Source organism: Actinoplanes sp. NPDC049316, assembly GCF_040677315.1.
Lineage (GTDB): Bacteria > Actinomycetota > Actinomycetes > Mycobacteriales > Micromonosporaceae > Actinoplanes.
Map to the genome: position 1 here is coordinate 511,648 of NZ_JBFAQM010000001.1, position 25,432 is coordinate 537,079.

Here is a 25,432-nt window from a genome sequence, read left to right on the forward strand (position 1 = left end):
GGTGTGACGAAACCGCCGGCGGGGGACAGTCAGGCGACCATGGCGTATGCGATCCGCAGGTCCGCGAATCGGACAGTTGTCATCATAGCATTCAATGTATGTGCACGTCCCGTAGGCAATACGTTTCCTCAGCGTCCTCTCAGCAATGCAGAATCGTTAGTCGAATTCTTCGGCAGCGCGGGACGACAATTGTCCGCAGCTGCCGTGCGGGCGTCTGAGAACGTCGTCCACCTGCGGAAACGCTGGCTCTGACGACCCGTCGATCCTGTTCGGCGGCCTGGTACGCGCAAATGCCGCGCGGTCCACCGGAAGCCGGAGGACCGCGCCGACGCGACGAATAGGCGAGGCTATACCTGCACCGCGCTCAGGGTGGTCACGATTGTCTGGATGAGTGGGTGCAGGCGGTACTGGAATTCCCAGTCGGCCTCGTCGGCTCCCCGCGAGTCGACGTCGACCAGCCGTACCGCGGCGCACTGTTCCAGCGCGGTCTCCGCTGCGCGTACCGGGACGTCCAGCAGTGAGGCAGCGCCGGACGCGGTGACCGCGGGGCGTCCGAGCCGGGACAGCAGGCGCAGCAGCTGCTGATCGCCGGCGGGGAGCATGCGCAGGCGGTTGGCGACGCTGCGCTCCAGCAGCCCGGTCGCGGCCAGCCAGCGGCTCTGCGCCTCGTCGTCGCCGATGCGGGCCAGCAGGTCGGCGATGCGCCAGTGCGGGCGGGTCACCAGCTCGTTGGCGGCGGCCCGCAACGCGGCGGCGATCCCGCCGCAGAGCCCGACGAGCCGTTGCGCCGCGGCCGTCTCCGTGCGGACCCGCTCGGTGCCGATCGCGGACGCCAGGAACTCCAGTGACTGCGCCGGCGAGAACGGCGCGAGCTCCACCGTGGAGGTCAGGCCGTTCGGGCACACCCGGCGCCGGCTGCCGACCAGGGTCGCACTCCCGGCGCCGCTCGGTGTCAGGCAGGCCAGCACGGCGGCGTCGGACACGTTGTCGAGCACGACGAGCACCCGGCGGTCGGCGCACCAGCTGCGGAACAGGGCGGAGCGGTCGGCCAGGCCGGTGGTGGAATCGGTGCCCGGATGCCCCACGGCCCGCAGGAAGGTGCCGAGGATCTCGGCCGGCGGGACCGGGTTGCCCTCGTCGTCGCTGAGCCGCGCGAAGAACTGCCCGTCCGGGAACTCCTGCCGGATCTGGTTCGCCACGTGCAGGCACAGCGCTGTGACGCCGGCGCCCGGCGGCCCCACGATCACCGTCGTGGGCGCCGCCTGGGACCGGTCGAGCAGATGGCGGCGGACCCGCTCGGCCTCTTCCTCGCGGCCCGTGAGGGGCACGGCGGGCGGGAGCTGGGCCGGTGGCGACAGGGCGGTGTCGGGCGTGACCATCGGGCCGTGCACGTCCAGGACCGGGTCGCCGGCGAGGATGCCGCGGTGCAGGCGCTGCAGCTCCGGGCCCGGTTCGAGACCGAGCTCGTCGGCGAGCGCGGCCCGGACCCGCTTGAAGATGCGCAGCGCCTCGGAGCGCCGGCCGGCCCGGTAGAGGGCGAGCATGAGCCGGGCGTTGAGTCCCTCGTGCGCGTGGTCCCGGGCGGTGACCGCGGTCAGCTCGCTGATCAGCTGCTGGTGGCGCCCCAGGCTGAGATCGGCGTCGATACGCATCTCGGCGACGGAGTTGCGCAGCTCGTGCAGCCGGATGACCTCGGCGTGCAGCACGGGCCCGTACTCCAGGTCGGACAGCACCGGGCCGCGCCAGAGCTCGAGCGCCCGCCGGAAGGTCTCGGCCGCCTCGAAGATCTGGTTGCGGGCGAGCTGCTCGCGACCGGCGGCGGCCAGCTCCTCGAAGCGGCACGCGTCGAGGGCGTCGGGAGGCAGATAGAGCAGGTAGCCGCCGGGCCTCGTGTGCAGCGCCACGCTGTGCCGGTCGCTCTCGGGCCGCCCGCTGGCGTCCGGCTCGCCGATGCCGAGCAGCTTGCGCAGCTGATAGATGTACGTCTGCAGAGTGGTCGCGGAGCTGACCGGCGGCCGGTCCTCCCACAGCTCGTCGATGAGCAGCCGGGTCGGCACGACCGAGTTCGCCTGCATCACCAGCAGGGCCAGCACTCGGCGCAGCTTGGGGGCCGACGGTGTGATCGTTCGTCCCCCCAGGACGATCTCGAATGTGCCGAGTATGCCGAACTGCATCTGGTCCACCTCCGTGGCGCAGGACAGAATTCGTCGATCAGAAAAGGAGCCGCGTCCTCGCCGACGCGGTCGTCGATACCAGGGCGAGGAATGAGTCGCATCGATACTCATATCGCATCCTGGGCGTAGCGCATAGGTCACTGGACGTAAGAAGTATTGCAGTGACATCTGCGTCCGGCAATCCCATGCCTGGAGCCGATACCTGACTTAAGCAAGCAACGGGGTGTTATGCCGGATTGGTGCCCACCCGCAAGGGTCCTTCGAGTACTTCTCGAGGTGGCCCTGCCACGGTGGGCGACATGCGGCGGGAAGATCGACCACGGAGCGTCACATTCTTGATCACTGTCGGCGGGTGGGTCGCCGTGGGTATGCGCGAATATGGCCGATTTTTGACCGGCTTACCGATGACGCAGACACCCGGTGTGGTGCGATCCCGCGGCGGCACATTGCCGAATCCGGAAGTGGTGGCGGGGAGTATTCCGCTCGATGACGCCGAACGGGTGCTGTGGGAACAATTGCGCGACCTCGGCCATTCGTGGTAAAGGCCGGTCCATCGGAGGCCGTGGACGCCGGCTCACCATTAACTTCCGCGCAATCAAAATGTCACGAATTTCATTCCCCGAACGCGGTGCGGCGCCGCCACGCGAGTGCGTGACGGCGCCGCACCGCGACGGTCAGATGACGCTGAGGGGTACGACGTCCGGCGCGCCCAGCCGCGCGGCGTCCGCGGTCTCGTCGTCGGGCTGCTCCTGCGAGGCGCGTTCCGCCTCCACGCGCAGCCGGTAGTGCTCGACCTCCCGCTCGCGCTGGTCCTTGGTCCAGCCCAGCACGTCGCCCATCAGCTCCGCGACCATCGGGGCCGCGCCGACGCCGCGGTCGAAGGTCTCGATGGAGATGCGCGTCCGGCGGGTGAGGGCGTCCTCGAGGTGGCGGGCGCCCTCGTGCGCCGCCGCGTACGTGATCTCGGCGCGCAGGTGGTCGTCCGCGCCCTCGAGGGGGCGGCCCAGCTCGGGGTTCTCGCGGATCAGGTCGAGCACCTCGTGGACCAGCGAGCCGTACCGGCGCAGCAGGTGCTCGACGCGGGCCACGTGCAGGCCCGACTCCTCGGCGAAGACCCGGCGGCGGTTCCACAGCGCCTGGTAGCCCTCCGCGCCGAGCAGCGGCACGCGGTCCGTGCACGAGCGCGGCACCGAGCGGCCGAGACCGTGCACCGCCGCGTCGATCGCGTCCTTGGCCATGACCCGGTACGTGGTGTACTTGCCGCCGGCCACCACCACGAGCCCCGGCACCGGACTGGCGACCGTGTGCTCGCGCGACAGCTTGGACGTCGACTCCGACTCGCCGGACAGCAGGGGGCGCAGGCCCGCGTACACGCCCTGCACGTCGGTGCGGTCCAGGGGTGTCGCCAGCACCTGGTTGACCTGGCTCAGCAGATAGTCGATGTCCGTGCTGGAGGCCGCCGGATGCGACTTGTCCAGCGTCCAGTCGGTGTCCGTGGTGCCGACGATCCAGTGCCGCCCCCACGGGATCACGAACAGCACGCTGGTGGGCGTACGCAGGATCAGGCCGGTGGACGACTGGATCCGGTCGCGCGGCACCACCAGGTGGATGCCCTTGCTCGCGCGGACGTGGAACTGCCCGCGCTCGCCGACCAGCGCCTGCGTGTCGTCGGTCCACACCCCGGTCGCGTTGACGACCAGCTGCGCGCGGACCTCGAACGTGCGGTCGTGCTCCAGGTCGTGCACCCGTACGCCGGTGACCCGCTCACCCTCGCGCAGGAAGCCGACCACCTCCGCGCGGGAGGCCACGTGCGCCCCGTACGCGGCCGCCGTCCGGGCCAGGAACATCGTGTGCCGGGCGTCGTCGATCTGCGCGTCGTAGTACTGCAGCGCCCCGACCAGCGCGTCCTTCTTGAGCGCCGGGCAGGCCCGCAGCGCGCCCCGGCGGGTCAGGTTGCGGTGCCGGGGCAGGCCGCCCTGGGTGGTGGCCATGAGGTCGTAGAGCTGCACGCCGGTGCCCGCGTACAGCCGTTCCCAGACCCGGTGCTGCAGCGGGTAGAGGAACGGCACCGGGCGGGTCAGGTGCGGCGCGAGGCGTTGCAGGATCAGGCCGCGTTCCCGCAGCGCCTCGCGGACCAGGGCGAAGTCCAGCATCTCCAGGTAGCGCAGGCCGCCGTGGATGAGCTTGCTGGAGCGGCTCGAGGTGCCCGAGGCGAAGTCCCGGGCCTCGACCAGGCCGACGGACAGGCCGCGGGTGACGGCGTCGAGGGCACACCCGGTGCCCACCACGCCGCCGCCCACGACCAGCACGTCCAGCTCGCCCTCGGCCATCGCGGTCAGGGCCGCGTCGCGGCCGGCGGGGGAGAGGTCGGTGTCAGTCAACGTCAACCCAATCGAGAGTGCGCTCCACGGCCTTCTTCCACCGTCCGTACCCGTGTTCCCGCTGTTCCTCGGTCCACTGCGGCTGCCAACGCTGCGACTCGTTCCAGTTCTCCCGCAGCTCGTCGGTCGACTTCCAGAAGCCGACGGCCAGGCCGGCGGCGTACGCGGCGCCCAGCGCGGTCGTCTCGGCCACCACCGGGCGGCTCACCGCGACGCCGAGCACGTCCGCCTGGATCTGCATGCAGAGGTTGTTGACGGTGATGCCGCCGTCCACCTTGAGCACGTCCAGCGTCACGCCGGAGTCCTTCTCCATCGCCTCGACCACGTCACGGCTCTGGTAGCAGATCGACTCCAGGGTGGCCCGGGCCAGGTGCGCGTCGGTGTTGAAGCGCGACAGGCCGACGATCGCGCCGCGGGCGTCGGAACGCCAGTAGGGTGCGAACAGGCCCGAGAACGCCGGGACGAAGTAGACGCCGCCGGTGTCCGGGACCGAGGCGGCCAGCGCCTCGCTGTCGGCCGCGGACTTGATGATGTGCAGCTGGTCGCGCAGCCACTGCACGGCCGAGCCGGTGACCGCGATCGAGCCCTCCAGGGCGTAGACCGGCGCGGCGTCACCGAACTTGTAGCAGACCGTGGTCAGCAGGCCGTGCTCCGAGCGTACGAGTTCCGTGCCGGTGTTGAGCAGCATGAAGTTGCCGGTGCCGTACGTGTTCTTGGCCTCGCCGACGCCGAAGCAGACCTGGCCGACCGTGGCGGCCTGCTGGTCGCCGAGGTCGCCGGTGAGCGGGACCTCGCCGCCCAGCGTGCCCGGCCAGCGGGCCATGCCGTAGGTGTTCGGGTCCGACGACGGCCGGATCTCCGGCAGCATCTGCCGGGGGATGCCGAAGAAGCCGAGCAGCTCGTCGTCCCAGTCGAGCGTCTCGAGGTTCATCAGCATGGTGCGGCTGGCGTTGGTGACGTCGGTGACGTGGTTGCCGCCGTCGACGCCGCCGGTCATGTTCCACAGCAGCCAGGTGTCGGTGTTGCCGAAGATCGCGTCGCCGCGCTCGGCCGCCTCGCGCACCCCGTCGACGTTGTCCAGGATCCACTGGATCTTGCCGCCGGAGAAGTACGTGGCCGGCGGCAGCCCCGCCTTGCGCCGGATCACGTCGCCGCGGCCGTCGCGGTCCAGCGCCGAGGCGATCCGGTCGGTCCGCGTGTCCTGCCAGACGATCGCGTTGTAGTACGGCCGCCCGCTGCGCCGGTCCCACACCACCGCGGTCTCCCGCTGGTTCGTGACGCCCAGCGCCGCCAGGTCGGTCGCGCCCAGGTTGGCCTTCTGCATCCCGGTGCGCACGACCGAGACCGTCCGCTCCCAGATCTCCACCGGGTTGTGCTCCACCCAGCCGGCCTGCGGCAGGATCTGCTCGTGCTCCAGCTGGTGACGGGCCACCTCGTTGCCGCCGTGATCGAAGATCATGAAGCGGGTGCTGGTGGTGCCCTGGTCCACTGCGCCGACGAAGTCAGCCACGACGTGCCTCCACGGTCTCGGGGGTGTCCTGCGGGATGCGGCCCGGCTCCTGCGGCTCCTGCGTGGGCAGGAAGCGTCCCACCAGCACCCGGTAGAGCCCGGCGCCGAGCAGGCCGCCGAGGATCGGCGCCACGATCGGTATCCAGAAATACAGGTATCCGGTCTGATCGCGGAACGCCCCGCCGTACCCGGTGAAGAAGCTCGCCAGGCGGGGGCCGAAGTCACGGGCCGGGTTGATGGCGTACCCGGCGTTCGTGCCCCACGCCATGCCGATGGCGACCACGATCAGGCCGATGATGAACGGGGCCAGGTTCGCCGCCGGCGGGGTGCCGGCCGCGTCCGTGACCGCCAGGATGAGGAAGAGCAGGATGGCCGTGCCGATGATCTGGTCGCGGAACGCCCCCCACTCGCCGACCGGCAAAGTCCCGTTGCCGGGCAGCGTGGAGAAGACGCCCTGCGTCTTGATCGTGAGGTTCGGATCGGCATTGTGCAGGACCTCGGTGTAGTTCCACCGCACGAGCAGCGCGGCGACGAACGCGCCGAGGGTCTGCGCCAGCGAGTACGGGATCACCTTGCGCCACTCGAAGCCCTTGAAGGCGGCGAGCGCGACGGTGACCGCGGGGTTGAGATGCGCGCCGCTGATGCGGCCGGCGACGTAGACGCCGAGCGTGACACCCAGCCCCCACGCCCAGGCGATGGAGTCGTGGTCGCCGATGCCGCCGCCTGCCACCTGCGCGACGACACCCACGCCGAAGAGGATGAGAACCATGGTCCCGGCAAACTCGGCGGCCAGCTCGCCCGCCAATGCAGGGACTTTCCGTTGTGCTGCCATGACGCGACGCTATGGACGGCGGTCCGCCCGGACAATGAACGTCGTTCGGCATTGTCGAACACCGACGTCTGTGCCGCAGGTAACACGCTGGCATAGGCTCCGAAACATGCCCGGCACGGTGCAGTCGATCGAGCGGGCCGCGGCGATCCTGCGCATGCTCGCGGGCGGCCCCGGCCGGCTGGGCCTCGGCGAGATCGCCCGGTCGCTGGACCTGGCGAAGGGCACGGTGCACGGCATCCTGCGCACACTGCAGCACGTCGGCTTCGTGGAGCAGGACCGGGTGTCGGGCCACTACCAGCTCGGCGCCGCCCTGCTGCATCTGGGCACCAGCTACCTCGACATCAACGAACTGCGGTCCCGCTCGATCAACTGGGCGGACCCGCTGGCGGCCCGCTCCGGCGAGGCGGTCCGCATCGGCACGGTCCTGGAGGGCAGGGTCCTGGTCGTGCATCACGTGTTCCGCCCCGACGACACCTTCCAGACCCTCGACATCGGCACCCTGCTGCCGCTGCACGCGACGGCGCTCGGCAAGGTGCTGCTCGCGTACCGGGCGGCCCGGCCGGCCACCACGCTCGAACGCTTCACCCATCGCACCGTCGTCGGCGCCCGCCAGCTCGCCGCGGACCTGGACCGGGTCCGCGAGGCCGGATGGGGCGCCGAGATCGAGGAGTACACCGTCGGTCAGGCCGCTGTGGCCGCGCCGATCCGCGGGTACGGCGGCCTGGTCGTCGGCGCCATCGGCGTCTCCGGCCTCGTCGAACGCATCTGCGACAACCGGTACCGGCCGCACCCGCGGCTGGTGGGCTACGTCCGCGACGCCGCCCGCGCGGTCTCCCGTGACCTGGGAGCCGCCCGGCACTAGACCACCGCCAGGGGAGGGACCGCTCATGACCGAGCGCTACGTGGTCGCCATCGACCAGGGAACCACGTCGACGCGGTGCATCGTGTTCGACCGGCGCGGACAGCTCGTCTCCCTCGCTCAGCAGGAGCACAAGCAGTACTTCCCCAAGCCGGGCTGGGTGGAGCACGACGCGGCGGAGATCTGGCGCAACGTCGAGCGCCTCGCGCCGCAGGCGCTGCGCCGCGCCGGCATCACCCTGGACCAGGTCGCGGCGGTCGGCATCGCCAACCAGCGGGAGACCACGGTCGTGTGGGACCGCCGTACGGGCGTCCCGGTCGGTCGCGCGCTGGTCTGGCAGGACACGCGTACGGACTCCCTCGTGCACCGGCTGCTCGAGACCCCCGGCGCCGCCGAGGTGCAGGACCGCTCGGCGCTGCCGCTGGCCACGTACTTCTCCGGGCCGAGGCTGCGCTGGATGCTGGACCACACACCGGGCCTGCAGGAGCGCGCGGAACGCGGCGAGATCCTCTTCGGCACGATGGAGACCTGGCTCATCTGGAACCTCACCGGCGGCCTGCACGTCACCGACGTCACCAACGCGAGCCGCACCAACCTGCTCGACGTGCACACCCTCGACTGGTCGCCGGAGTCGCTCGACTTCTTCGGCATCCCGCGGGCGATGCTGCCCGAGGTCCGGCCCTCGGTGTCGGTGCTGGGCACGGCCTCCGCGGCCTTCCCGGGCGTACGGATCGGAGCGGCGCTCGGCGATCAGCAGGCGGCGCTGTTCGGCCAGACGTGCTTCACCCCCGGCGAGGCGAAATGCACGTACGGCACCGGCAGCTTCCTGCTGCTCAACACCGGCACCGACCTGATCCGCTCGGACAACGGGCTGCTCAGCACGGTCGCGTACCAGATCGAAGGGGAGCCGGCCCAGTTCGCGCTCGAGGGCTCCATCGCGATCACCGGCTCGCTCGTGCAGTGGTTCCGCGACCAGCTCGAGCTCATCACCACCGCGCCGGAGATCGAGACGCTGGCCCGTACGGTCTCGGACAACGGCGGCTGCTACATCGTCCCGGCCTTCTCCGGCCTGTACGCCCCGCACTGGCGCTCCGAGGCGCGCGGGGTCATCGTGGGGCTGACCTCGTACATCACCAAGGGCCACCTGGCCCGCGCGGTGCTGGAGGCCACGGCCTGGCAGACCCGTGAGGTCGTCGACGCGATGAACGCCAACTCGGGCCTGACGCTGAAGACGCTCAAGGTGGACGGCGGCATGACGGCGGACAACCTGCTCATGCAGTACGTCGCGGACGTCCTCGACGTCCCGGTCGTGCGGCCGCTGGCGGCGGAGACGGTGTCGCTGGGCGCGGCGTACGCGGCGGGGCTGGCGGTGGGCCACTGGCCGGACCTCGAGGACCTGCGGCGCAACTGGCACCGGGCGGCGCAGTGGCTCCCGGCGATGGACCCGAAGCTGCGCGAGTCCGAGTACGGCAACTGGCGCCGCGCGGTCGAGCGGACTTTCGACTGGATCCAGCCCGCCTAGCCAAGGGTCATGAGCCGGCGGCGAGGATGCGGGCGACCGCCGTGCTCAGCACCCGCACGCCGCGGGTGGACCCCGGTCTCAGGCCGGTCAGCTCGCGGGCGCGGGCCAGGCGGAAGTCGAGGGTCCGGGGGTGGATGCAGAGCGCCGCCGCCGTCTCCAGCCTGTTCATGTCGTGCTGGTAGTAGGCGTCCAGAGTCGTCACCAGGTCGGGACCGGCGCTGAGCCGGGCCGCCACCGCGTCGATCCAGTACTCGACCTCCGGCAGGCGGGCCACGGCCAGCTCGGCGAAGACGTCCGTGACGGCGTACACGTGACTCGGTGTGGCTCGCAGCGGGGCGACGTCGCTGACCTGGCGGGCCAGTGCCACGGCGTCGGCGAAGGACGGCCGGCGGCCGGGCGCCGTGCCGGCCGCGCACGGGTGACCGGTCATCCGCGCCACCTCCCGGGCCAGCGCGAGCACCCGCTCCGCCGCCACCTCCGGGCCGCCCGGCACGCTCGGGATCAGGACGATCACCTCGCGGGGGTCCTGCCAGCTCAGCGGCACCCACTGCGTCCGAAGCAGGGCGGTGGCGAACTCCTCGCGGGCCGCCCTCCTCGGCTCGCCGCCCACCCGGATCACCGCGGCCAGGACCTGGTCGGGGACGGTCATCCGCAGGGAGCGGGCCAGCTCGGCCGCGCCGGCGTCGCCGGCCAGGAGCATGGCGGCGAGCAGCTGCACCCGGGCCGCCGTCGGCAGCATGCGCTGCTGCCCCTCGATCCACCCCCTCGTGTACGCGCCCTGTGCCGCCAGCCCGGCGGGTGCCAGCCACGCCAGCGTGTGCATGGTCGCGTCGATGTCGTCCGGGCCGGCCGCCTCGTACACCTCGCGCAGGGTCAGGCGGGTGTGCAGGAGCAGGACCTGGCGTTGCGCGCTCAGGGTGAGGCCCTTCTCGCTGCGCCGCCGGCCCATCGAGGCCATCAGCTCCAGGTCGTCGTCGGGGAACGGCGCGCTGTCCGCCGCCAGGTCGACCGTGCGGCGGCGCAGGAAGACCGCGAAGTCGAGCATCTCCGAGCGCGCCTGCGGGCGGGCGGCGAGGTCGCGGTACTCGGGCAGCTCGTCCTGGTACGCCGCGACCGCGCGGCGGGCGTTGTCGGACACCCGCTGGCCCCAGAGCCGGAACAGCTCCCCCATGCCCGCCGATCCTACTGCGCGAAGTGACAAGAGCCTCCGCTCAGTCGTCGCGGAATCACGAAGAGTCGCCCGCCCCTTCGCTGCCACCCTGAGTACGTCCTATGTGGAGGTGATGTCCATGAGGTCCCACCGACTCTGGTTGGCCGCGGGCGCCGTGCTGGCCGTACTGGAGGGAAGCACGCCCGTACTCGCCGCGCCGCCGGAACCGCGCGATACCCGTACCCGGGGAGAAGCTTTTGATCCGCAGCCGTCCCTGCCCGGACCGGTCGAGATCCCCGGCAAGGGAGTGCGGCCCGCGCCGTTCACGACGCCGTTGAAGCCGACCCGGGCCACCGCGCTTCCCGGCTCGGAGAAGACCAAGGCGAACGCGCTCGCTCCGGGCCGGGCCGCCGCGGCCGGGCCCAGCCTGCGGCGCGTCGACGGCGCCGGCGAACCCAGCCAGCTCTATTGCGAGGAGCAGATCAGTCAATCGACAAGTGTGAACGCCGACGCGGACAACTACTCGGCCACCACCCAGTACGTGGGCCGGCTCGGCTGCAACTTCTACCTGGACTACGCCTACGGCGTGGCCGGCATCTTCGACCGCAGCCCCTCCTGGGACGGCGACCTGCTGCATGTCGGCACGCCCTTCGAGTTCTACCAGTCGTACGCCGGCGCGTCGGCCGGCGGCCTGCGGATCCCCGGCGACTACTACGACGGCGGACGGCAGATCGAGGTGGTCTTCGAGGTCTACCTGCTGGCGCCGTACGGGGTCCGCTGGGGTGCCTGCAACCCGCTGCCGGGCCTGCGCTACCTGCTGTGCGACGGCCTCGGCACCGACCTGCTGCACGTGGTGGTGGGCACGGGGCCGTTCAACACCGGGCTCACCCCGCCGGTCCACCGATACACCGCGCTCGGCGACTCGTACTCCTCGGGCACCGGCGCGTACCCCTACCTGGGCGGTGCCAACCCGGCGTCGTGCCGGCGCAGCAACGCCACCTACAGCTTCGACGTCGCCGGGGACCGCTTCCAAGGTCTGCCGATCGACCGGCCCAACCTGAAAGCCTGTCACGCGGCCCGGATCAACGACATCTACCAGGCACAGAATCCGGTCTCCGAATCGGCGCAGATCGAATACGTGAAGCCGTACACGAGGTTCGCGACGATCACGATCGGCGGCAACGATCTCGGCTTCGGGCCGAAACTGCGCAACTGTGCGCTGTCCGACTGCTCGGGAGCCCCGCTGGTGACCCCCGCGGAGCTGTCGGCAACACAGAGCCGGCTTACCGGGCTGTACCGCGACATCAGATCCCGCATGCGCGCGGACGGCTACCTGGTGGTGCTGAGTTACCCGGCGTTCCTGCCCAACCCGGACGATCCGGCGGATCCGCAGCCGTCGGTGAGCGCGTGCCCGGCCACGAACTCGCAGATCACCAGCGCCGAGCTGCGGCTCATCTATCAGGGGACCGCCCAGGCCCGTGACATGATCGCGAACGCGGTGGCGGCCACCGGCGATCCCCGGGTGCTCTTCGTGGACGTGTTCGACGCGTTCCGGGCGCACCGGGTGTGCAGCGGCGATCCCTGGTCCAACGGCGTCGAGGCGCTCGATCCCGAGGACTCGTTCCACCCGAACGCCCGCGGCTACCAGGCGATCGGCGACCGCCTGCGGAGTGCGCTGGGCCTGACCTGAACCGCGATGTAGGGGGCGCCCGGCTTACGCCGGGCGCCTCGGCGCCTGTCGGAGCCCCGTCATGCCGCGGCACACGCCGATGCACTGTGAGGTTTCTTGTTTAATTCTGTGACATCGTGCAGACTCACGGCTACATAGACACCTGCCGATGGATGGTCGCCATGTCGCCTCGTGCCCGTCGTGCCGCCGCCGCCCTTCTCTCGCTGCTCACCCTTATCGCCACCGTCGCGGTGGACGCCCGGTTCCGGCCGGCCGCCGCGCTCGACAACGGCCTCGGCCGGACTCCCGTGATGGGCTGGAACAGCTGGAACCGCTACACCTGCGGCATCGACGAGTCGCTCATCCGGCGACAGGCCGACGCGATGGTCGGCTCCGGCATGCGCGACCTCGGGTACCGGTACGTCAACGTGGACGACTGCTGGCAGACCGGCCGCGACGGCGCCGGGAACATCGTGGCCGATCCGGCCCGGTTCCCGAGCGGGATGAAGGCGCTCGGCGACTACCTGCACGAGCGCGGGCTCAAGTTCGGGATCTACTCCGATCGCGGCACGCACACCTGCGCCGGCCGGCCCGGGTCGCAGGGGTACGAGTATCAGGACGCGCGCTCGTACGCGTCGTGGGGCGTCGACCTGCTCAAGTACGACAACTGCAACGCGACGCTGGACCAGCAGACCCAGTACGCGACCATGCGCGACGCGCTCGCCGCCTCGGGCCGGCAGATCCTGTTCAGCGTCTGCGCCTGGGAGTTCAAGCCGTGGGCGCCGAAGACGGGGAACCAGGCCCGCACCACCGGCGACATCGGTGACGACTACACCGGCGCATCCCCGGGCCTGCAGTCCGTCGAGCAGATCATCGACCGCGACAACGAGTACGCGATGTACGCCCACCCCGGCTACTTCAACGACCCGGACATGCTGCAGGTCGGCAACTACGGCACCGGCGCGACCGCGGGCCGGGGCATGACCGACACCGAGTACCAGACGCACTTCAGCATGTGGGCGCTGATGTCGGCGCCGCTGATCGCCGGCAACGACCTCACCGCGATGAACGACGCGACCCGGCGGATCCTCACGAACCCCGAGGTGATCGCCGTCGACCAGGACCCCCTCGGCTCGCAGGGCCGCCGGGTCCGCGACCTCGGCGACCAGGAGGTCTGGTCGAAGAAGGTCCAGGGCTCGGGCGTACGGGTGGTGGCGCTCTGGAACCGCGCGGGGTCGGCGGCCTCCATCCGGGTGGACTGGCGTGACATCGGGCTCGGCACGGGCGCGGCGACCGTACGCGACCTGCACGCCCGCGCCGACCGCGGCAGCTTCACCGGCGGATACTCCACGACCGTGCCGTCGCATGGTGTCGCCCTGCTCCGGGTCGCCGGAACCGAGACGCCGGACGCCGTGCGCATCACCAAGACCGACCCGCGCGCCATCGCGGGCCTGCAGATCCGCACCGAGTTCCTGATCAACGACGAATGGCACGACGACACGGAGGCCGTCGGCGCCTTCGACCGTACGGTGGCCATGACGCTGGACGGCAACGGCGCGACCTGGAACGGCTCCCGCTGGGTCGGCGACCTGCTGCGCACCTCGGGCAGCTCCGCCGGGCCCGCGGTCGTCACCGTCAGCCGCGCCGACCCCCGGCTCATCTACGGCATCCGCGTGCACGCGACGTTCACCATCGGCGGCGAGCCGCACTACGACTACGAAGACCTCAACCTGCTGTCCGGCACGGTCAACCTGCAACTCGACGCGAACGGCGGCAGCTGGAACGGCAGCCAGTGGGTCGGCGACTTCCTCCGGATCGGCTGAGGACCGTCAGGCCAGCAGCTGCTCGCGCATCGTCCGGCCCGGGTTGAAGCCGCCGGCCACCCGGTTGGCGGTCAGGTCGTACACCTCGACCGTGTGGTTGCGGCGCATCAGCTCCCGCACGGGCGGGGGCAGGGGCGGCGGGTCGTCCATCGCCGCCCGCACGTCCCGCGCGGCGCCGATCAGCCCGTTCGCCAGGGCGGCGGCGTCGGCGTCCACCCGCACGAGTCCGAACTCCCATCCGGCGATGGTCAGATCAAGAACTTCGAACAGATGCCCGAGCAGCGGGTACGGATCGAGCACCCGTACCGTCCGCCGCGACTGCCCACCGACGGCCGTGACGGCCCCACGCACCTGAATGTACGGATGAAGCCGGCCGGGAAGCGCGAACAGCGGCCACCGCAACGCGCTGCCGGCCTCCTGCCACAACGGCCGATAGTTGCGCCGATCCACAGTGACCGGCCGACCGGTCCGCCGATAGAGCTCGGCGGCCTGCGCCAGCAGGTCGGCATGGGCGGCATCGGCGACCTCCCGCAGCGCGACGGCCGCGACCACCAGCCCGTCATCCCCCTGCAGCTGCGCGGCGACGGCGCCGGCCTGCTCGTCGAACCGGACCTGCACGTGCGGCCCGAAGCGCTGCCGGATGTCCTGCAGCAGCGCGTCCTGCCGGCCGGGATCGTGCTCCACCTGCCGGCCGGACCCCCGACGGAACCACCGCATGTCGCCTCATCTCAGCCGCCCGACGAACCCGGCCATGCTAATGGAGATCACCCCGCGACGACGTCCCGGCGGCCTGCCGTGTCGTTGTACCGTCCGGCGTGGAGATCTTGACGTTCGACGCTCCGCCGGCGCGTCGAGGTGGCGGCCTCGCCGTAGTGACAGGCGGTCCCTCGTCGTGCCGTTTCCCCGGCGCTGCCATGGGTAGCTGTTGATGTGACGAGGGGAGACGCTGATGACCAGCCGGACCGTCACGATGATCAGGCTGACCGAGACCGGTCACCGCACCGCCGCGCCCGGCCGCATCCTCGGCTGCCGGGTCACCGACCGCGACGGCAACCCCTTGGGCACGGTGGACGACCTGCTGGTCGACGCCGAGGCGCAGCGGCTCCGCCTGATCAGCGTCGAGCACGGCGGCGTGGTCGGCTTCGGCGCGACGCCGTCGTTCATCCCGGTCGAGGCCGTCGACGAGGTCACGGGGGAGGGGATCCGCATCGCGCTGCCGAGCGCGCAGGTCGCCGACGCGCCGCTCTACGACCCGACCGTCATGGGGCCGCGCGAGTTCTGCGAGACCCTGTACGGCTACTACGGCTGCGAGAGCGCCGCGCCTGCCCGGTAGGGAGCACCCCACTACGCTGCCCGCATGCATGCGCTCGAGCAGTCCTCAGTGGAGTCGGTTTGGGTGGAGGACCCCGAGGCGCCGCCGCACCTGATCCTGCGGGGGCGCGCCGTCGGGGGACGGAGCTCGGCGCTGGTCACCGTCGACGGGCGCCCGGTCCTGGTGCTGCCGGACTCGGACGGCGACGGCTCCGGCCTGCTCCGGGCGATCGACCTGGCCACCGGCACGACGCTGCCGGACCGCTCGATGCTGCGTTACGAACGGCACGAGGTCCTGGCGGTGGGCGGCGGTCGTCTGCTGGCCACGCTGGGTCCGCACCGCAATACCGTCGTCGTGCGTGACGCGGTCACCGGCGTGCCTGTCGGCGTACCGGTCCGCGCGGCGCAGCAACCGCGGTCGCTCGGACTCACCCTGGCCGGCGGACGGCCCGCGGTGGTGATAACGGGCGGGGGCGTGGCGGTCCACGACGTGGCGAGCGGTGAGCTGGTCCGGCGGCACGAGCGCATCAACGGCCGGCATCTCGTGACGTACCGGGGACGGTTGCTGCTGATCGCGGAGGAGACCGCGCGGACGCTTCGGGCGTACGACGTGCTGACCGGTGAGCCGGTCGGACACCCGATCGACTGCGACTTCTGCATGAGCGTCCACCGGCTGGAGGCGGTGGAGCATGACGGCCGCCTGCTCGTGGCGTTCCTCGACTCCCATCGGGACACGCAGGTGTCGCTGTGGGACGTGACAGCCGGCGTCCCGCTGGCGACCGTCCCGGCCGCCGAGGACGTGCGGGCGATCGGCCTCGCGGCGCCGGAGGGGCGGCCGCTGCTGCTGGCGGCCCGCTCGGGGAACCCGGGATCGCCGGTGCTGCTGTGGGACCCGGTCGGTGGCCGGGAAGTGTTCCCGGAGATCTTCGCCGGGTATGACGGCGTCTGCCGGCAGGTGGTGCTGGGCGGCCTCGACGACGGGTTCTACGCGGTCACCCTCGACGACGGGGCGGCCGAGCTGTGGGTCCGCTCGGCGCAGGGGACGCGGCGTACGGCGCTGACGGACGGCTCGGTGTGGCGGGTCGCGCACGGCACGGTCGACGGGCGCCCCACGGTCGCGCTCGGCGGCTCCGGCGGCGATCTTCGCTTGTTCGACGTCCGGACGGGACGGGAGTTCGACAGCCCGTTCTACGGCGGGCCGGTGAACCGGCACATCCTCGGAGCGGCGGACCGGGACGGCCGTCCCGTCGTCATCCTGGACGGGCGGCCCCTGCGCGCCTGGGACGTCGCCGCGGGGGTTCCGGTCGCCCGGCTGAACCGGCCCGCCGGGGGAATCGCCCGGTCCGCGGCGGGCATGCTCCATGGCCGGCGCGTGCTGGCCCTCGTCGCCGGCGCCCGCGACACCCCGGCGGCCCTCACGGTCTGGGATCCGTCCACCGACGTGGTGATCACCGAGGTGCCGCTGGACCCCTTCATCGTCGGCGACCACCGGCCCGGGGCTGTCGCCTTCACCGAGATCGGCGGCCGCACGGCGGTCGCAGTGGTGATCGGCCGTACCGTGCACGCGTGGGACGCCGCCACGGGCGAGCCGCTGGGGCGTCCGTACCGGGGGTCCGGCGCGCTGATCCTGGCGCTGGCGGCCGGCCGGATCGGCGACCGCCCGGTGCTCGCCCTCGGTGGCCGGGACCGGCTTGTGCATGTGATCGACCCGGCTTCCGGTGACGCCGTCGTGCCGCCTGTCGCGGGCCATTCCGAGAGCGTCACCGCGGTGGCGCTCGGCAGCGCGGACGGCCGCTCCGTGGTGGTCTCCAGCAGCGGTGACACCACCGTGCGAGCCTGGGACGCCGCCACGGGCGTACCCGTCGCCGGGCCGTGGAACGGCGAGGCCGCCGCGCTGCGGGTGACCGGGTGGAACGGCGAACCGGTGGTGCTCGCCCCGCCGCGGATGTGGCGGCTGCGGGCTCCCGCCGGGGACGAAGGGCACACCGGTGCCGTCCGCGCCGTGGCCGCCGGGCGGTGGGACGGCATCCCCGTGTTCGCCTCGGGCGGCGCCGACCGGACCGTGCGCGTGTGGGATGCGGCCACCGGGCGTCCCCTCGGCACGGCGCTCACCGGCCACGCCGCGGCGGTCACCCACGTCGTCTTCGCCGGTCCTGACCGCGACGTCCTGATCACCGGCGACGAGTCGGGGGTCGTGCTCCGTCGGCAGGTTCGCGCCGGCGTCCTGCACAGTGAGCCGCTGGCAGGCCCGGGGAAGCGGGTCGTCGGGATGGGTACGGCCGAGGTGGACGGTCGTGGCCTGGTGGGGATCGGCACCACGGACGGAACCTTCCACGTCTGGGAGGCCTTGTCGGGTGAGCCGCATGCCGGCCTGCGTACGGGCGCGGAGACGCCGGTGCGCCGCGCGGATCTCGGCGTGCTGGACGGGCGACTGGTCGCCCTGACCATGGCCGAGGACCATGCCGACGACGGATCGGTGCTGACCCTGTGGGACGTCGCCGCCGGCGTGCCGCTGACGAAGCCCGTGACAGTGCCCGAGGAGTCCGCGGACCTGGGCACGCTCGCGACGGTGTCCGGGCGGCTCGTGGTCGTCCACGGCATCGACGCGGGCGGCGGCTACCACCCGGAGGAGGCCGCCGACGTGCAGGTGATCGACGTCGCCACGGGCACGGTGCTCAGACACGCTCGGCACGGACAGGGCTGGAGCCGGACGGCAGCTGTGGCGCCTGGCGCCCGAGGCCCAGTGGTGCTGGTCGCGGCGGAGCACGGCATCGCCGTCATCGGTCTGACGGGCAGCGACGCCGAGTACGACGGGCACCGCGCGAACGTGACCTGCGTGGCGGCCACCGAGGTCGCCGGGCGTACCGTGGTGGCCTCCGGCGACAGCGGCAACGCCCTGCGGTTCTGGGACCCGGACACGCTCGACCGCGGCGCGTGAGGCAGGTCAGACGAAGGCGCTCAGGCCGGTCACCGCGCGCCCCACGATCAGGGTGTTGATCTCGCGGGTGCCCTCGTACGAGTACAGCGCCTCGGCGTCCGCCACGAAGCGGCCGATGTCGTAGTCGAGCACGATGCCGTTGCCCGCCAGGAGCTCGCGAGCCCAGCCGACCACCTCGCGCATGCGGGTCGTCGTGTACGCCTTCGCCAGCGCCGAGTGTTCGTCGCGGAATTCGCCCGCGTCCTGCAGTTGCGCCAGGCGTACGCACATGCCCAGGGATCCCGTCACGTTGCCGAGCATGCGGATCAGCAGGTCCTGGACGAGCTGGAACGTGCCGATCGGGCGGCCGAACTGTTCGCGGTCCTTGGCGTACTGCAGGGCGATCTCGTACGCCGCCAGCATGACCCCGACCGCCTGCCACGCCACACCGCTGCGGGTCTGCCGCAGGATCTTGGCGGTGTCCTTGAACGTCCGGGCGTTCTGCAGCCGGTCGGACTCCGGCACCACGCAGTCGGTGAGCGTGATGTCGGCGTTCTGCACGATGCGCAGGGCGATCTTGTTCTCGATCTTCGTCGCCGCGTACCCGGGATTGTCCTTGCCGACGACGAAGCCCTTCACCTGGTTGTCCTCCTCGTCGCGGGCCCAGACGACGATGAGGTCGGCGAACGTGGCGTTGCCGATCCAGCGCTTCCTGCCGTTGAGGACCCAGTGGTCGCCGTCGCGGCGGGCCGTGGTGCGCAGGCCGGCCGCCACGTCGGAGCCGCCGGTCGGTTCGGTCAGGGCGAAGGCGCCGATCTGGTCGAACGCCTTCATCCGCGGCAGCCAGCGTTCCTGCTGCTCCGGCGAGCCACATGCCTCGATGCTGCCCATCGCCAGGCCCGAGTGCACACCGTAGAACGTGGCCATCGAGGCGTCGGCGTGGGCCATCTCGAGCGCGAGCCAGCCCGAGCACAGGTTGGAGTACGTCTTGCCGGCCAGGCCCAGGTCGGCGTACCCCTTGATCAGCTGGAACGGGAACTCGGCGCGCGCCCAATGGTCGTTCGCGATAGGGGTCACCTCGGCCGCGAGGAAGTCCCGGACCCGGGCCACGACCTCGGCCTCGTCCGGGGCGAGCAGATCCTGGAAGCGGTAGAGGTCACCCGCGAGTAGCTGCGACATAGCAACCCCATACCCGCGTGACCGGCTCACTAGACTTCGGGCTCATGCTCACCATGCAGGACGCGCTCGCCCGGCTCACCGCGTACTGGAGCGATCAGGGGTGCCTGGTCGTCCAGCCGATGAACACCGAGGTGGGGGCCGGCACCCTGAACCCGGCCACGTTCCTGCGCGTGCTGGGGCCCGAGCCGTGGCGCGTGGTGTACCCGGAGCCGTCCGTGCGGCCCGACGACGCCCGGTACGGCGAGAACCCCAACCGCCTGCAGACGCACACCCAGCTCCAGGTGATCCTCAAGCCGGACCCCGGCAACCCGCAGGAGCTGTACCTGGGCAGCCTGGCCGCGCTCGGCATCGACGTCGCCGCCCACGACGTGCGCTTCGTCGAGGACAACTGGGCCTCGCCGGCGCTCGGCGCGTGGGGGCTGGGCTGGGAGGTGTGGCTCGACGGGCTGGAGATCACCCAGTTCACCTACTTCCAGCAGGCCGGCGGGCTCGAGCTGGAGCCGGTCTCGGTCGAGATCACGTACGGCATGGAGCGCATCATCATGGCGCTGCAGGGTGTCACCCATTTCCGCGACATCGAGTACGCGCCCGGCGTCAGCTACGGCGAAGTGTTCGGCCAGTCCGAGTACGAGATGTCGCGCTACTACCTCGACGACGCGGACGTGGCGGCCAACCGCCGGCTGCTCGAGCTGTACGCGGGCGAGGCCCAGCGGATGATCGACGCCGGCCTGCCGGTGCCCGCGCACACCTTCGTCCTCAAGTGCTCGCAGGCGTTCAACGTGCTGGACGCGCGCGGCGCCGTCTCCACCGCGGACCGGGCCGCCGAGTTCGCCCGGATGCGCCGCCTCGCCGGTGACGTCGCCCGGCTGTGGATGGCCCGCCGCGAGGAGCTCGGTCACCCGCTCGGCGAAGCGGAACCGTTGCCCGAGGCCGCCGTCGCCCTGGCGGCTCCCGCGCCGGCCGGCGAGGATCGGGCGCGCACCCTCGTCGTCGAGATCGGCACCGAGGAGATGCCGCCGTCGGAGGCCCGCGCGGCCCGTGAGCAGGTACGACGGGACCTGAGCGAGCAGCTCGGCCGCACCCGGCTCGCGCACGGAGACGTCCGTGTGCACGCCACGCCGCGCCGGCTCGTCGCGGTGGTCACCGGTGTCGCCGCGCGGGAGGACGACTACACGCACACCGTGAAGGGGCCGCGGGAGGGGGCGCCGGAGAAGGCCCGCGAAGGCTTCGCGCGTTCTCAGGGCGTACCCGTGGAAGCTCTGGAAACCGCGGACGTCAACGGTGTCACCCACCTCGTGGTCAAACGGCACGTCGCGGGCGGCGCGGCGACCGCCGTGCTGGGCCCGGTTTTGGCCCGGGTCGTCGCCGGCCTGCGCTCGGCGAAGAACATGCGCTGGAACGACCCCCGGCTGATCTTCACCCGGCCGATCCGCTGGCTGGTCGCGCTGTGGGGCGACCAGGTCGTGCCGGTCGCGGTGGGCGCCCTCGAAGCGGGCCGCGAGACCCGCGTGCTGCGCACCGCGCAGACACCCGAGCTGCGCGTCGCTTCCGCGGAGACGTTCATGGAGACCATCTCGGTCAACGGCGTCGTCGCCGACCCCGACGACCGGCGCGAGCTGATCATCTCCGGCGCCCAGGACCTCGTGTACGGCGAGGGCCGCGTCGACGTGGTCGCCGAGAACGCGCTCATCGACCAGATCACCTACCTCGTCGAGCAGCCCACCCCGCTGCTGGGCCGTTTCGACGAGCGCTACCTGGAGCTGCCCGGCGCCGTGCTGACGACGGTGATGCGCAAACACCAGAGATACCTTCCCGTACTCGACGCCGCCGGCGCGCTGCTGCCGATGTTCGTGACGGTCGCCAACGGGCCCGTCGACGTGGACGTGGTCCGGACCGGTAACGAGGCGGTGCTGCGCGCCCGCTACGAGGACGCGGCGTTCTTCTACCGCGCCGACCGCGACACGCCCCTGCCCGAGATGCGGGAGAAGCTGCAGCGGCTCACCTTCACCGACAAGCTCGGCTCGATGGCCGACCGCGCGGCCCGCATCGCCACGCTGGGCGCTTTCGCCGCTACGGCGGCGGGCGTGTCCGACACCGACACCAAGGTCACCGCCCGCGCCGGCGAACTGGTCAAATTCGACCTGGGCTCCCGCCTGGTCACCGAGATGACCAGCCTCGCGGGCGTGATGGCCCGCGACTACGCCACCCACGCGGGCGAGTCCCCGCAGGTCGCCCAGGCGATCTACGAGGCCGAGCTGCCCCGGCACGCCGGAGACGACCTTCCCGAGTCCGTACCCGGAGCCCTGCTGTCCCTGGCCGACCGCCTGGACCTGATCGCGGGCCTCGCCGCGACGGTCGGCCTGCCGACGGGCAGCAGCGACCCGTTCGCGGTCCGCCGCGCCGTGCTGGGCCTGCTCGCCGTGCACCGAGCCCACCCGGACCTGGCCGCGATCGACCTCTTCGCCGCCCTCGACCGCGCGGCGTCGCTGCAGCCGGTCACCGTGGACCCGGCGGTGCCGGCCGCCGTCCGCGACTTCCTCACCCGCCGCCTCGAACAGGTGCTCACGGAGGAGGGCCACCCGGTCGACCGGGTCCGCGCGATCCTGCCGCACGCCGCCCGCCCGTCGGTGGCGGACCGGCTGCTCGCCCAGCTGGGCCGCCTGGTCGCCGACCAGACCTTCCAAGACCTGGCGGAAGCCATCCAGCGCGCCCGGCGCATCGTCCCGGAGGGCACGGCCCCGGCGTACGACGCGACGCAACTCAAGGAGCCGGCGGAGCTGGCCCTGCACGAGGCGGTGTCGCAGGCCCGCAAACACCTCGACGGCGCCCCGGACCTGGGGCGTTTCACGCAGGTGGCGGGGGCGGTCACGGCGCCGGTGCACACGTTCTTCGCCGAGGTGTTCGTGATGGCCGAGGATGCGCAGGTGCGGGCGGCCCGGCTGGGGCTGCTGGCGAGCGTGCGGGACCTGGGGGAAGGGCAGCTGGATTGGGAGCAGCTGCGGCTCCAGTGAGCCGGTCGGACCGCACCCGGCGGCGCGGCCCGCGGTGCAAGAATGCTGCCCCATGGTTTACCGAGATCTGCTGCGCGCCGGCGGAGCCGAGCTGGGCGTTCCCGAGGAGGAAGTCGCCCGGTTCTCCGATCGTCTCCTGAGATATCAGATCCGGGCCGGCGACAGGCCGAAGGGAGCCGGGGCCGACGACGAGCCGAAGGGCGTCCCGGTCGGGCGGCGCGGCGGGCTTCCCGAACTTCCGGCCGGCATGCCTTGGCCGTCGCTGGCCGAACCGTCCTATCCGGCCGGCGCGCCCCTGCCGTTCATGCTTTCCCTCGACTGCGCAGCGCTGCCCCGGGTGCCCGGCCTCCCCCTGCCGGCGGACGGCTCTCTGTTGTTCTTCCTCGACCCCCAGGGGGCACAGGAATGCGGGACGATGTCCATCGAGCGGGAACAGACCTGCGCCCGGGTGGTGTACGTGCCGGCCGGCACCCCGACCGAGGTGGCCCAGCAGCCTCCGGTCGACGAGTACGCCGCCGAGACTTTCCTCAGCGCCGAGCGGGACCTTCACGCCTCGGTCCAGGCGGACCTCTACGTCAGCCCGGACGACATCACATCGGACTTCGAGAGGCACCTGATCCACGACCTGCCGCACTTCGCGGCACTGTGTGCCCTGGCTCAGCGCCTCCACCCCTCCCGCCCGGGGGACGGGAACGCCGTCCTCATCGGCGGATACACGATTTCGGCGCAGGACAGTCCCGAGCTGCTGATGGCCGACGAGCTCGCAACCGGGGAACCGGGCCCCGATCCGTTCCTCGACCCGCAGGAGGCCGAGCACGAGGTGGTACGTGAATGGGTGCCGCTCGCTCAGTTCGCGGCCCCGCACCACGAGTTCCTTTTCGCACGGTTCCTGATCCGGCACGACGACCTCGCCGCGGGCCGCTTCGGCGCTGCGCTGTCGTTCTGCGAGTTCACCGAGTAGTGAGCGTCCTTCCACCTCGGTAGATCGGGTTGTCGGCGTGGTGCAGGACGAGATGGCCTGCACGATCGGGGCGGGATGGGCTGCAGCGCAGCTTGGCCGGCAGCTTCCCGGTTGTCGGGCTCGCGACGGCGCATTCGCCGCGAGCGCGGATGCGGGCGTGGCTTTGGTCACGGCCTTCTGCCGTGCTGGCAGCTACGACTGGTGCTGGTGCTGGTGCTGGTGCTGGTGCTGGTGCTGGTGCTGGTGCTGGTGCTGGTGCTGGTGCTGGTGCTGGTGCTGGTGCTGGTGCTGGTGCCGGTGGCGGTGGCGGTGGCGGTGGCGCTGGAACGGCGTGCGGATGGGCCCGCCGGCGCCTTGGTAAGCCTTGTCCGCGAAGGTCATCACCTCGGCGTCGGTCAGCGCGGCGACGATGCCGTGCGTGCGGGCCGCGGTCAGGTCGCGCGTTGAGGCCGGCAGCGCAGCCGGAGCGCGCATTGTTCGACGGAGCCGCGGCGCAGCGGCCTGATGGAGTCACGCCATCGGCGGGAATGCGTCTGGAACGGCGACAGGAGTTGCGCCTTCCGTGGCGAATCCGGCCCCAAGGCTTTACTTGACGCCGGCTTCCGGAGACGGCGTTTTCCGGGCTTTCATCCCGGCGCAGAAGGGAATGCTGGTGATTCCTCAGGGCGGTCGCATCGGTATCGGTTTTCACCGCCGTTATCGACGGCTTTGCCGGCTCGATCGCGGTGCCTTTCGGGCTGGCCCCCGGCTCGGTCGCGGCGGCGCCTGGGACTGCTGTCAGCTGCGCTGCGTCGTGCGCATCTGTGTGCCGGCCAGCCCTCGCTTCTGCGGGCTTCGGCCCGGATGCCCCAGCCGGACGGCACACCTTCGCCGCTGTCACCCCCGACGCCGTGGCCTCCGACGCCGTGGCCTCCGACGCCGTGGCCTCCGACGCCGTGGCCTCCGACGCCGTGGCCTCCGACGCCGTGGCCTCCGACGCCGTGGCCTCCGACGCCGTGGCCCCCGACACCGTGGCCCCAGACACCGTGGCCTCCGACGCCGTGGCCCTCGCCGTCGCCCCCGCCGTCGCCCTGGGCTGTGTGGCCGGGCAACCCCCGCTCCGCATGTCCGCCGGCCGATCCCCGTGCAGGCGACGAAGCTTGGTGGCGTGCCTTTGCGCCAACCCCCAAATCCGATGGCGGGCGTGCTCACGGCGAAACTCCTCCCGCGCGGCAGAATAGTTCCGAGACGCGGTCCGATCACGCATCAGGGCCAATTCCGCCGTCGAGAAGAATCCAATCTGCCGCACCCAAGAATTGTCCCGCGCTCGGCCCCGCGGCGACACTGAACGATCACCTCGAAAAAGCGACGATCGCCACAGCGAATATCCGAACCTCGAGTGGTCAGCCGGTATCGCCGTCATGGATGAAGAGCAGGCACCGCCGGTTCGACAACGGTGAACTCGCCGCGAGGTGAGCGGCCGGTTCCGCGTCGTCGCCCAGCGGACTGGCCGGCGCCCAGGTCGTGTGTCCGCGCCGGCCGGCGTCCGGCATGCGTGCGGACCCCGGATCTCCTCGCTCCGAGACGGCCATGGGCCGCCGGCTGAGTCGCAGGCCGAGTCGCAGGCCGAGTCGCAGGCTGGGTCGCAGGCTGGGTCGCAGGCTGGGTCGCAGGCCGGGTCGCAGGCCGGGTCGCAGGCCGAGTCGCCGGGTGATGTCGTCGCCGGGGAGCGACTCGTGGGCCGGTAAGGTCGTCGGCGCGGGCCTACTCGATGTCTTCGAGCCCTTGCCGGATGTCCTCGCATCCGGGCGGAACGGGAAGTGGTTCGCCGCCGGCCCGAGCGTTCAGGAACAACGCTGTCTGCAGCACGCCGATCAGCATCCGGCGCAGGGGCAGTGACCCGCTGCGCCGGAGGAAGTCGAAGGCCGCCATGAGGAACGCCCGGAGGGCCTGCGGGTCGACGTACACCTCGTCCATGCCGGTGTCGCGCACCCCGCTCGGCTTCCCCAGCAGCTTTTCCAGAGCGGTGATCTGAGCACAGAACATCGCGCTCGTGTCCTGGCCGCGTTCCCAGATGGTCGGCGCGTGCGGCCGATCGCGGTATTCCTCCGCTGTCGACGGGGCCGTACCCGCGTAGAACAACTTGCCCATGAC

17 protein-coding genes and 1 pseudogene are annotated in these 25,432 nt (G+C 71.6%); 9 read left to right on the forward strand and 9 right to left on the reverse strand.

All coding sequences use genetic code 11. The annotated features are described in order from the left end of the window. Positions 1-347: 347 nt before the first annotated feature. Positions 348-2,174 (reverse strand): BTAD domain-containing putative transcriptional regulator, encoded by a 1,827-nt coding sequence (locus AB0K03_RS02210; protein ID WP_364679209.1) that lies wholly within the window; start codon positions 2,172-2,174, stop codon positions 348-350. A gap of 335 nt (positions 2,175-2,509) precedes the next feature. Here AB0K03_RS02210 and AB0K03_RS02215 point away from each other — a divergent pair, with 335 nt between their 5' ends. Further along, the gene (locus AB0K03_RS02215) at positions 2,510-2,716 is read left to right on the forward strand and encodes a hypothetical protein (protein ID WP_364679211.1); all 207 of its coding nucleotides are present in this window, start codon (positions 2,510-2,512) and stop codon (positions 2,714-2,716) included. A gap of 132 nt (positions 2,717-2,848) precedes the next feature. On the opposite strand, the gene AB0K03_RS02220 is transcribed toward AB0K03_RS02215, so the two are convergent. The 3 genes from AB0K03_RS02220 to AB0K03_RS02230 are packed head-to-tail and all read right to left on the reverse strand — an operon-like array spanning position 2,849 to position 6,897. After that, entirely contained in the window at positions 2,849-4,504 is a 1,656-nt protein-coding gene (locus AB0K03_RS02220) for a glycerol-3-phosphate dehydrogenase/oxidase (protein ID WP_364679403.1), read from the reverse strand. A gap of 43 nt (positions 4,505-4,547) precedes the next feature. Then, positions 4,548-6,065, reverse strand: coding sequence for a glycerol kinase GlpK (gene glpK, locus AB0K03_RS02225; RefSeq protein ID WP_364679214.1), 1,518 nt, complete (start codon positions 6,063-6,065; stop codon positions 4,548-4,550). Continuing rightward, positions 6,058-6,897 carry an MIP/aquaporin family protein gene (locus tag AB0K03_RS02230; RefSeq protein ID WP_364679217.1) on the reverse strand — a complete coding sequence of 280 codons (840 nt, stop codon included), beginning with the start codon at positions 6,895-6,897 and terminating at the stop codon, positions 6,058-6,060. Before AB0K03_RS02230 ends, glpK (AB0K03_RS02225) begins: the two co-directional genes overlap by 8 nt. Before the next feature lie 106 nt (positions 6,898-7,003). Between AB0K03_RS02230 and AB0K03_RS02235 the strand changes: the two genes are divergently transcribed. Beyond that, on the forward strand, positions 7,004-7,759 hold the full coding sequence (locus AB0K03_RS02235) for an IclR family transcriptional regulator (RefSeq protein WP_364679219.1): 756 nt from the start codon (positions 7,004-7,006) through the stop codon (positions 7,757-7,759). A 25-nt stretch (positions 7,760-7,784) separates the two neighbouring features. Next, positions 7,785-9,278, forward strand: a complete 1,494-nt coding sequence (glpK, locus tag AB0K03_RS02240) for a glycerol kinase GlpK (RefSeq protein ID WP_364679221.1) — start codon at positions 7,785-7,787, stop codon at positions 9,276-9,278. 7 nt (positions 9,279-9,285) lie between these two features. Here glpK (AB0K03_RS02240) and AB0K03_RS02245 read toward each other — a convergent pair whose 3' ends face one another. Next, a complete protein-coding gene (locus tag AB0K03_RS02245; protein WP_364679224.1) occupies positions 9,286-10,449 on the reverse strand; it encodes a helix-turn-helix domain-containing protein in 1,164 nt (387 codons plus the stop codon). A gap of 118 nt (positions 10,450-10,567) precedes the next feature. Between AB0K03_RS02245 and AB0K03_RS02250 the strand changes: the two genes are divergently transcribed. Together AB0K03_RS02250 and AB0K03_RS02255 are read left to right on the forward strand one after the other, a co-directional pair. After that, positions 10,568-12,118 (forward strand): SGNH/GDSL hydrolase family protein, encoded by a 1,551-nt coding sequence (locus tag AB0K03_RS02250; protein WP_364679227.1) that lies wholly within the window; start codon positions 10,568-10,570, stop codon positions 12,116-12,118. Positions 12,119-12,279: 161 nt separating this feature from the next. Beyond that, positions 12,280-13,920: a glycoside hydrolase family 27 protein gene (locus AB0K03_RS02255; RefSeq protein ID WP_364679229.1), complete on the forward strand. Its 1,641-nt coding sequence runs from the start codon at positions 12,280-12,282 to the stop codon at positions 13,918-13,920. Between the two features lie 6 nt (positions 13,921-13,926). Here the strand turns inward: AB0K03_RS02255 and AB0K03_RS02260 are convergent, their stop codons facing one another. Beyond that, on the reverse strand, positions 13,927-14,637 hold the full coding sequence (locus tag AB0K03_RS02260; RefSeq protein ID WP_364679232.1) for a hypothetical protein: 711 nt from the start codon (positions 14,635-14,637) through the stop codon (positions 13,927-13,929). Positions 14,638-14,869: 232 nt separating this feature from the next. Between AB0K03_RS02260 and AB0K03_RS02265 the strand changes: the two genes are divergently transcribed. Next, positions 14,870-15,253, forward strand: coding sequence for a PRC-barrel domain-containing protein (locus AB0K03_RS02265; protein ID WP_364679235.1), 384 nt, complete (start codon positions 14,870-14,872; stop codon positions 15,251-15,253). A gap of 24 nt (positions 15,254-15,277) precedes the next feature. Then, entirely contained in the window at positions 15,278-18,169 is a 2,892-nt protein-coding gene (locus tag AB0K03_RS02270; protein ID WP_364679237.1) for a WD40 repeat domain-containing protein, read from the forward strand. 6 nt (positions 18,170-18,175) lie between these two features. Here the strand turns inward: AB0K03_RS02270 and AB0K03_RS02275 are convergent, their stop codons facing one another. Continuing rightward, positions 18,176-19,327 (reverse strand): acyl-CoA dehydrogenase family protein, encoded by a 1,152-nt coding sequence (locus AB0K03_RS02275; RefSeq protein ID WP_364679240.1) that lies wholly within the window; start codon positions 19,325-19,327, stop codon positions 18,176-18,178. 44 nt (positions 19,328-19,371) lie between these two features. On the opposite strand from AB0K03_RS02275, the gene AB0K03_RS02280 reads away from it, so the two are divergent. Beyond that, a complete protein-coding gene (locus AB0K03_RS02280) occupies positions 19,372-22,338 on the forward strand; it encodes a glycine--tRNA ligase (RefSeq protein WP_364679242.1) in 2,967 nt (988 codons plus the stop codon). 52 nt (positions 22,339-22,390) lie between these two features. Beyond that, positions 22,391-23,299 (forward strand): DUF1963 domain-containing protein, encoded by a 909-nt coding sequence (locus tag AB0K03_RS02285; RefSeq protein ID WP_364679244.1) that lies wholly within the window; start codon positions 22,391-22,393, stop codon positions 23,297-23,299. A gap of 306 nt (positions 23,300-23,605) precedes the next feature. Here AB0K03_RS02285 and AB0K03_RS02290 read toward each other — a convergent pair. Both AB0K03_RS02290 and AB0K03_RS02295 read right to left on the reverse strand, forming a co-directional pair. Further along, positions 23,606-23,758 (reverse strand): annotated as a pseudogene (locus tag AB0K03_RS02290) (IS5/IS1182 family transposase); the annotation flags it as partial. Between the two features lie 1,284 nt (positions 23,759-25,042). Then, positions 25,043-25,429: a DUF6086 family protein gene (locus AB0K03_RS02295; RefSeq protein WP_364679247.1), complete on the reverse strand. Its 387-nt coding sequence runs from the start codon at positions 25,427-25,429 to the stop codon at positions 25,043-25,045. Positions 25,430-25,432: the final 3 nt, after the last annotated feature.

Excerpts from the sequence above, each read along its gene's own strand:
- AB0K03_RS02220 (WP_364679403.1), bottom strand. The coding sequence starts at position 4,504 with ATGGCCGAGGGCGAGCTGGACGTGCTGGTCGTGGGCGGCGGCGTGGTG.
- AB0K03_RS02265 (WP_364679235.1), top strand. The coding sequence starts at position 14,870 with ATGACCAGCCGGACCGTCACGATGATCAGGCTGACCGAGACCGGTCAC.
- AB0K03_RS02245 (WP_364679224.1), bottom strand. The coding sequence starts at position 10,449 with ATGGGGGAGCTGTTCCGGCTCTGGGGCCAGCGGGTGTCCGACAACGCC.
- AB0K03_RS02250 (WP_364679227.1), top strand. The coding sequence starts at position 10,568 with ATGAGGTCCCACCGACTCTGGTTGGCCGCGGGCGCCGTGCTGGCCGTA.
- AB0K03_RS02235 (WP_364679219.1), top strand. The coding sequence starts at position 7,004 with ATGCCCGGCACGGTGCAGTCGATCGAGCGGGCCGCGGCGATCCTGCGC.
- AB0K03_RS02285 (WP_364679244.1), top strand. The coding sequence starts at position 22,391 with ATGGTTTACCGAGATCTGCTGCGCGCCGGCGGAGCCGAGCTGGGCGTT.
- AB0K03_RS02255 (WP_364679229.1), top strand. The coding sequence starts at position 12,280 with ATGTCGCCTCGTGCCCGTCGTGCCGCCGCCGCCCTTCTCTCGCTGCTC.
- AB0K03_RS02270 (WP_364679237.1), top strand. The coding sequence starts at position 15,278 with ATGCATGCGCTCGAGCAGTCCTCAGTGGAGTCGGTTTGGGTGGAGGAC.
- AB0K03_RS02260 (WP_364679232.1), bottom strand. The coding sequence starts at position 14,637 with ATGCGGTGGTTCCGTCGGGGGTCCGGCCGGCAGGTGGAGCACGATCCC.
- AB0K03_RS02230 (WP_364679217.1), bottom strand. The coding sequence starts at position 6,897 with ATGGCAGCACAACGGAAAGTCCCTGCATTGGCGGGCGAGCTGGCCGCC.
- AB0K03_RS02275 (WP_364679240.1), bottom strand. The coding sequence starts at position 19,327 with ATGTCGCAGCTACTCGCGGGTGACCTCTACCGCTTCCAGGATCTGCTC.
- AB0K03_RS02210 (WP_364679209.1), bottom strand. The coding sequence starts at position 2,174 with ATGCAGTTCGGCATACTCGGCACATTCGAGATCGTCCTGGGGGGACGA.
- AB0K03_RS02295 (WP_364679247.1), bottom strand. The coding sequence starts at position 25,429 with ATGGGCAAGTTGTTCTACGCGGGTACGGCCCCGTCGACAGCGGAGGAA.
- AB0K03_RS02280 (WP_364679242.1), top strand. The coding sequence starts at position 19,372 with ATGCTCACCATGCAGGACGCGCTCGCCCGGCTCACCGCGTACTGGAGC.
- glpK (WP_364679221.1), top strand. The coding sequence starts at position 7,785 with ATGACCGAGCGCTACGTGGTCGCCATCGACCAGGGAACCACGTCGACG.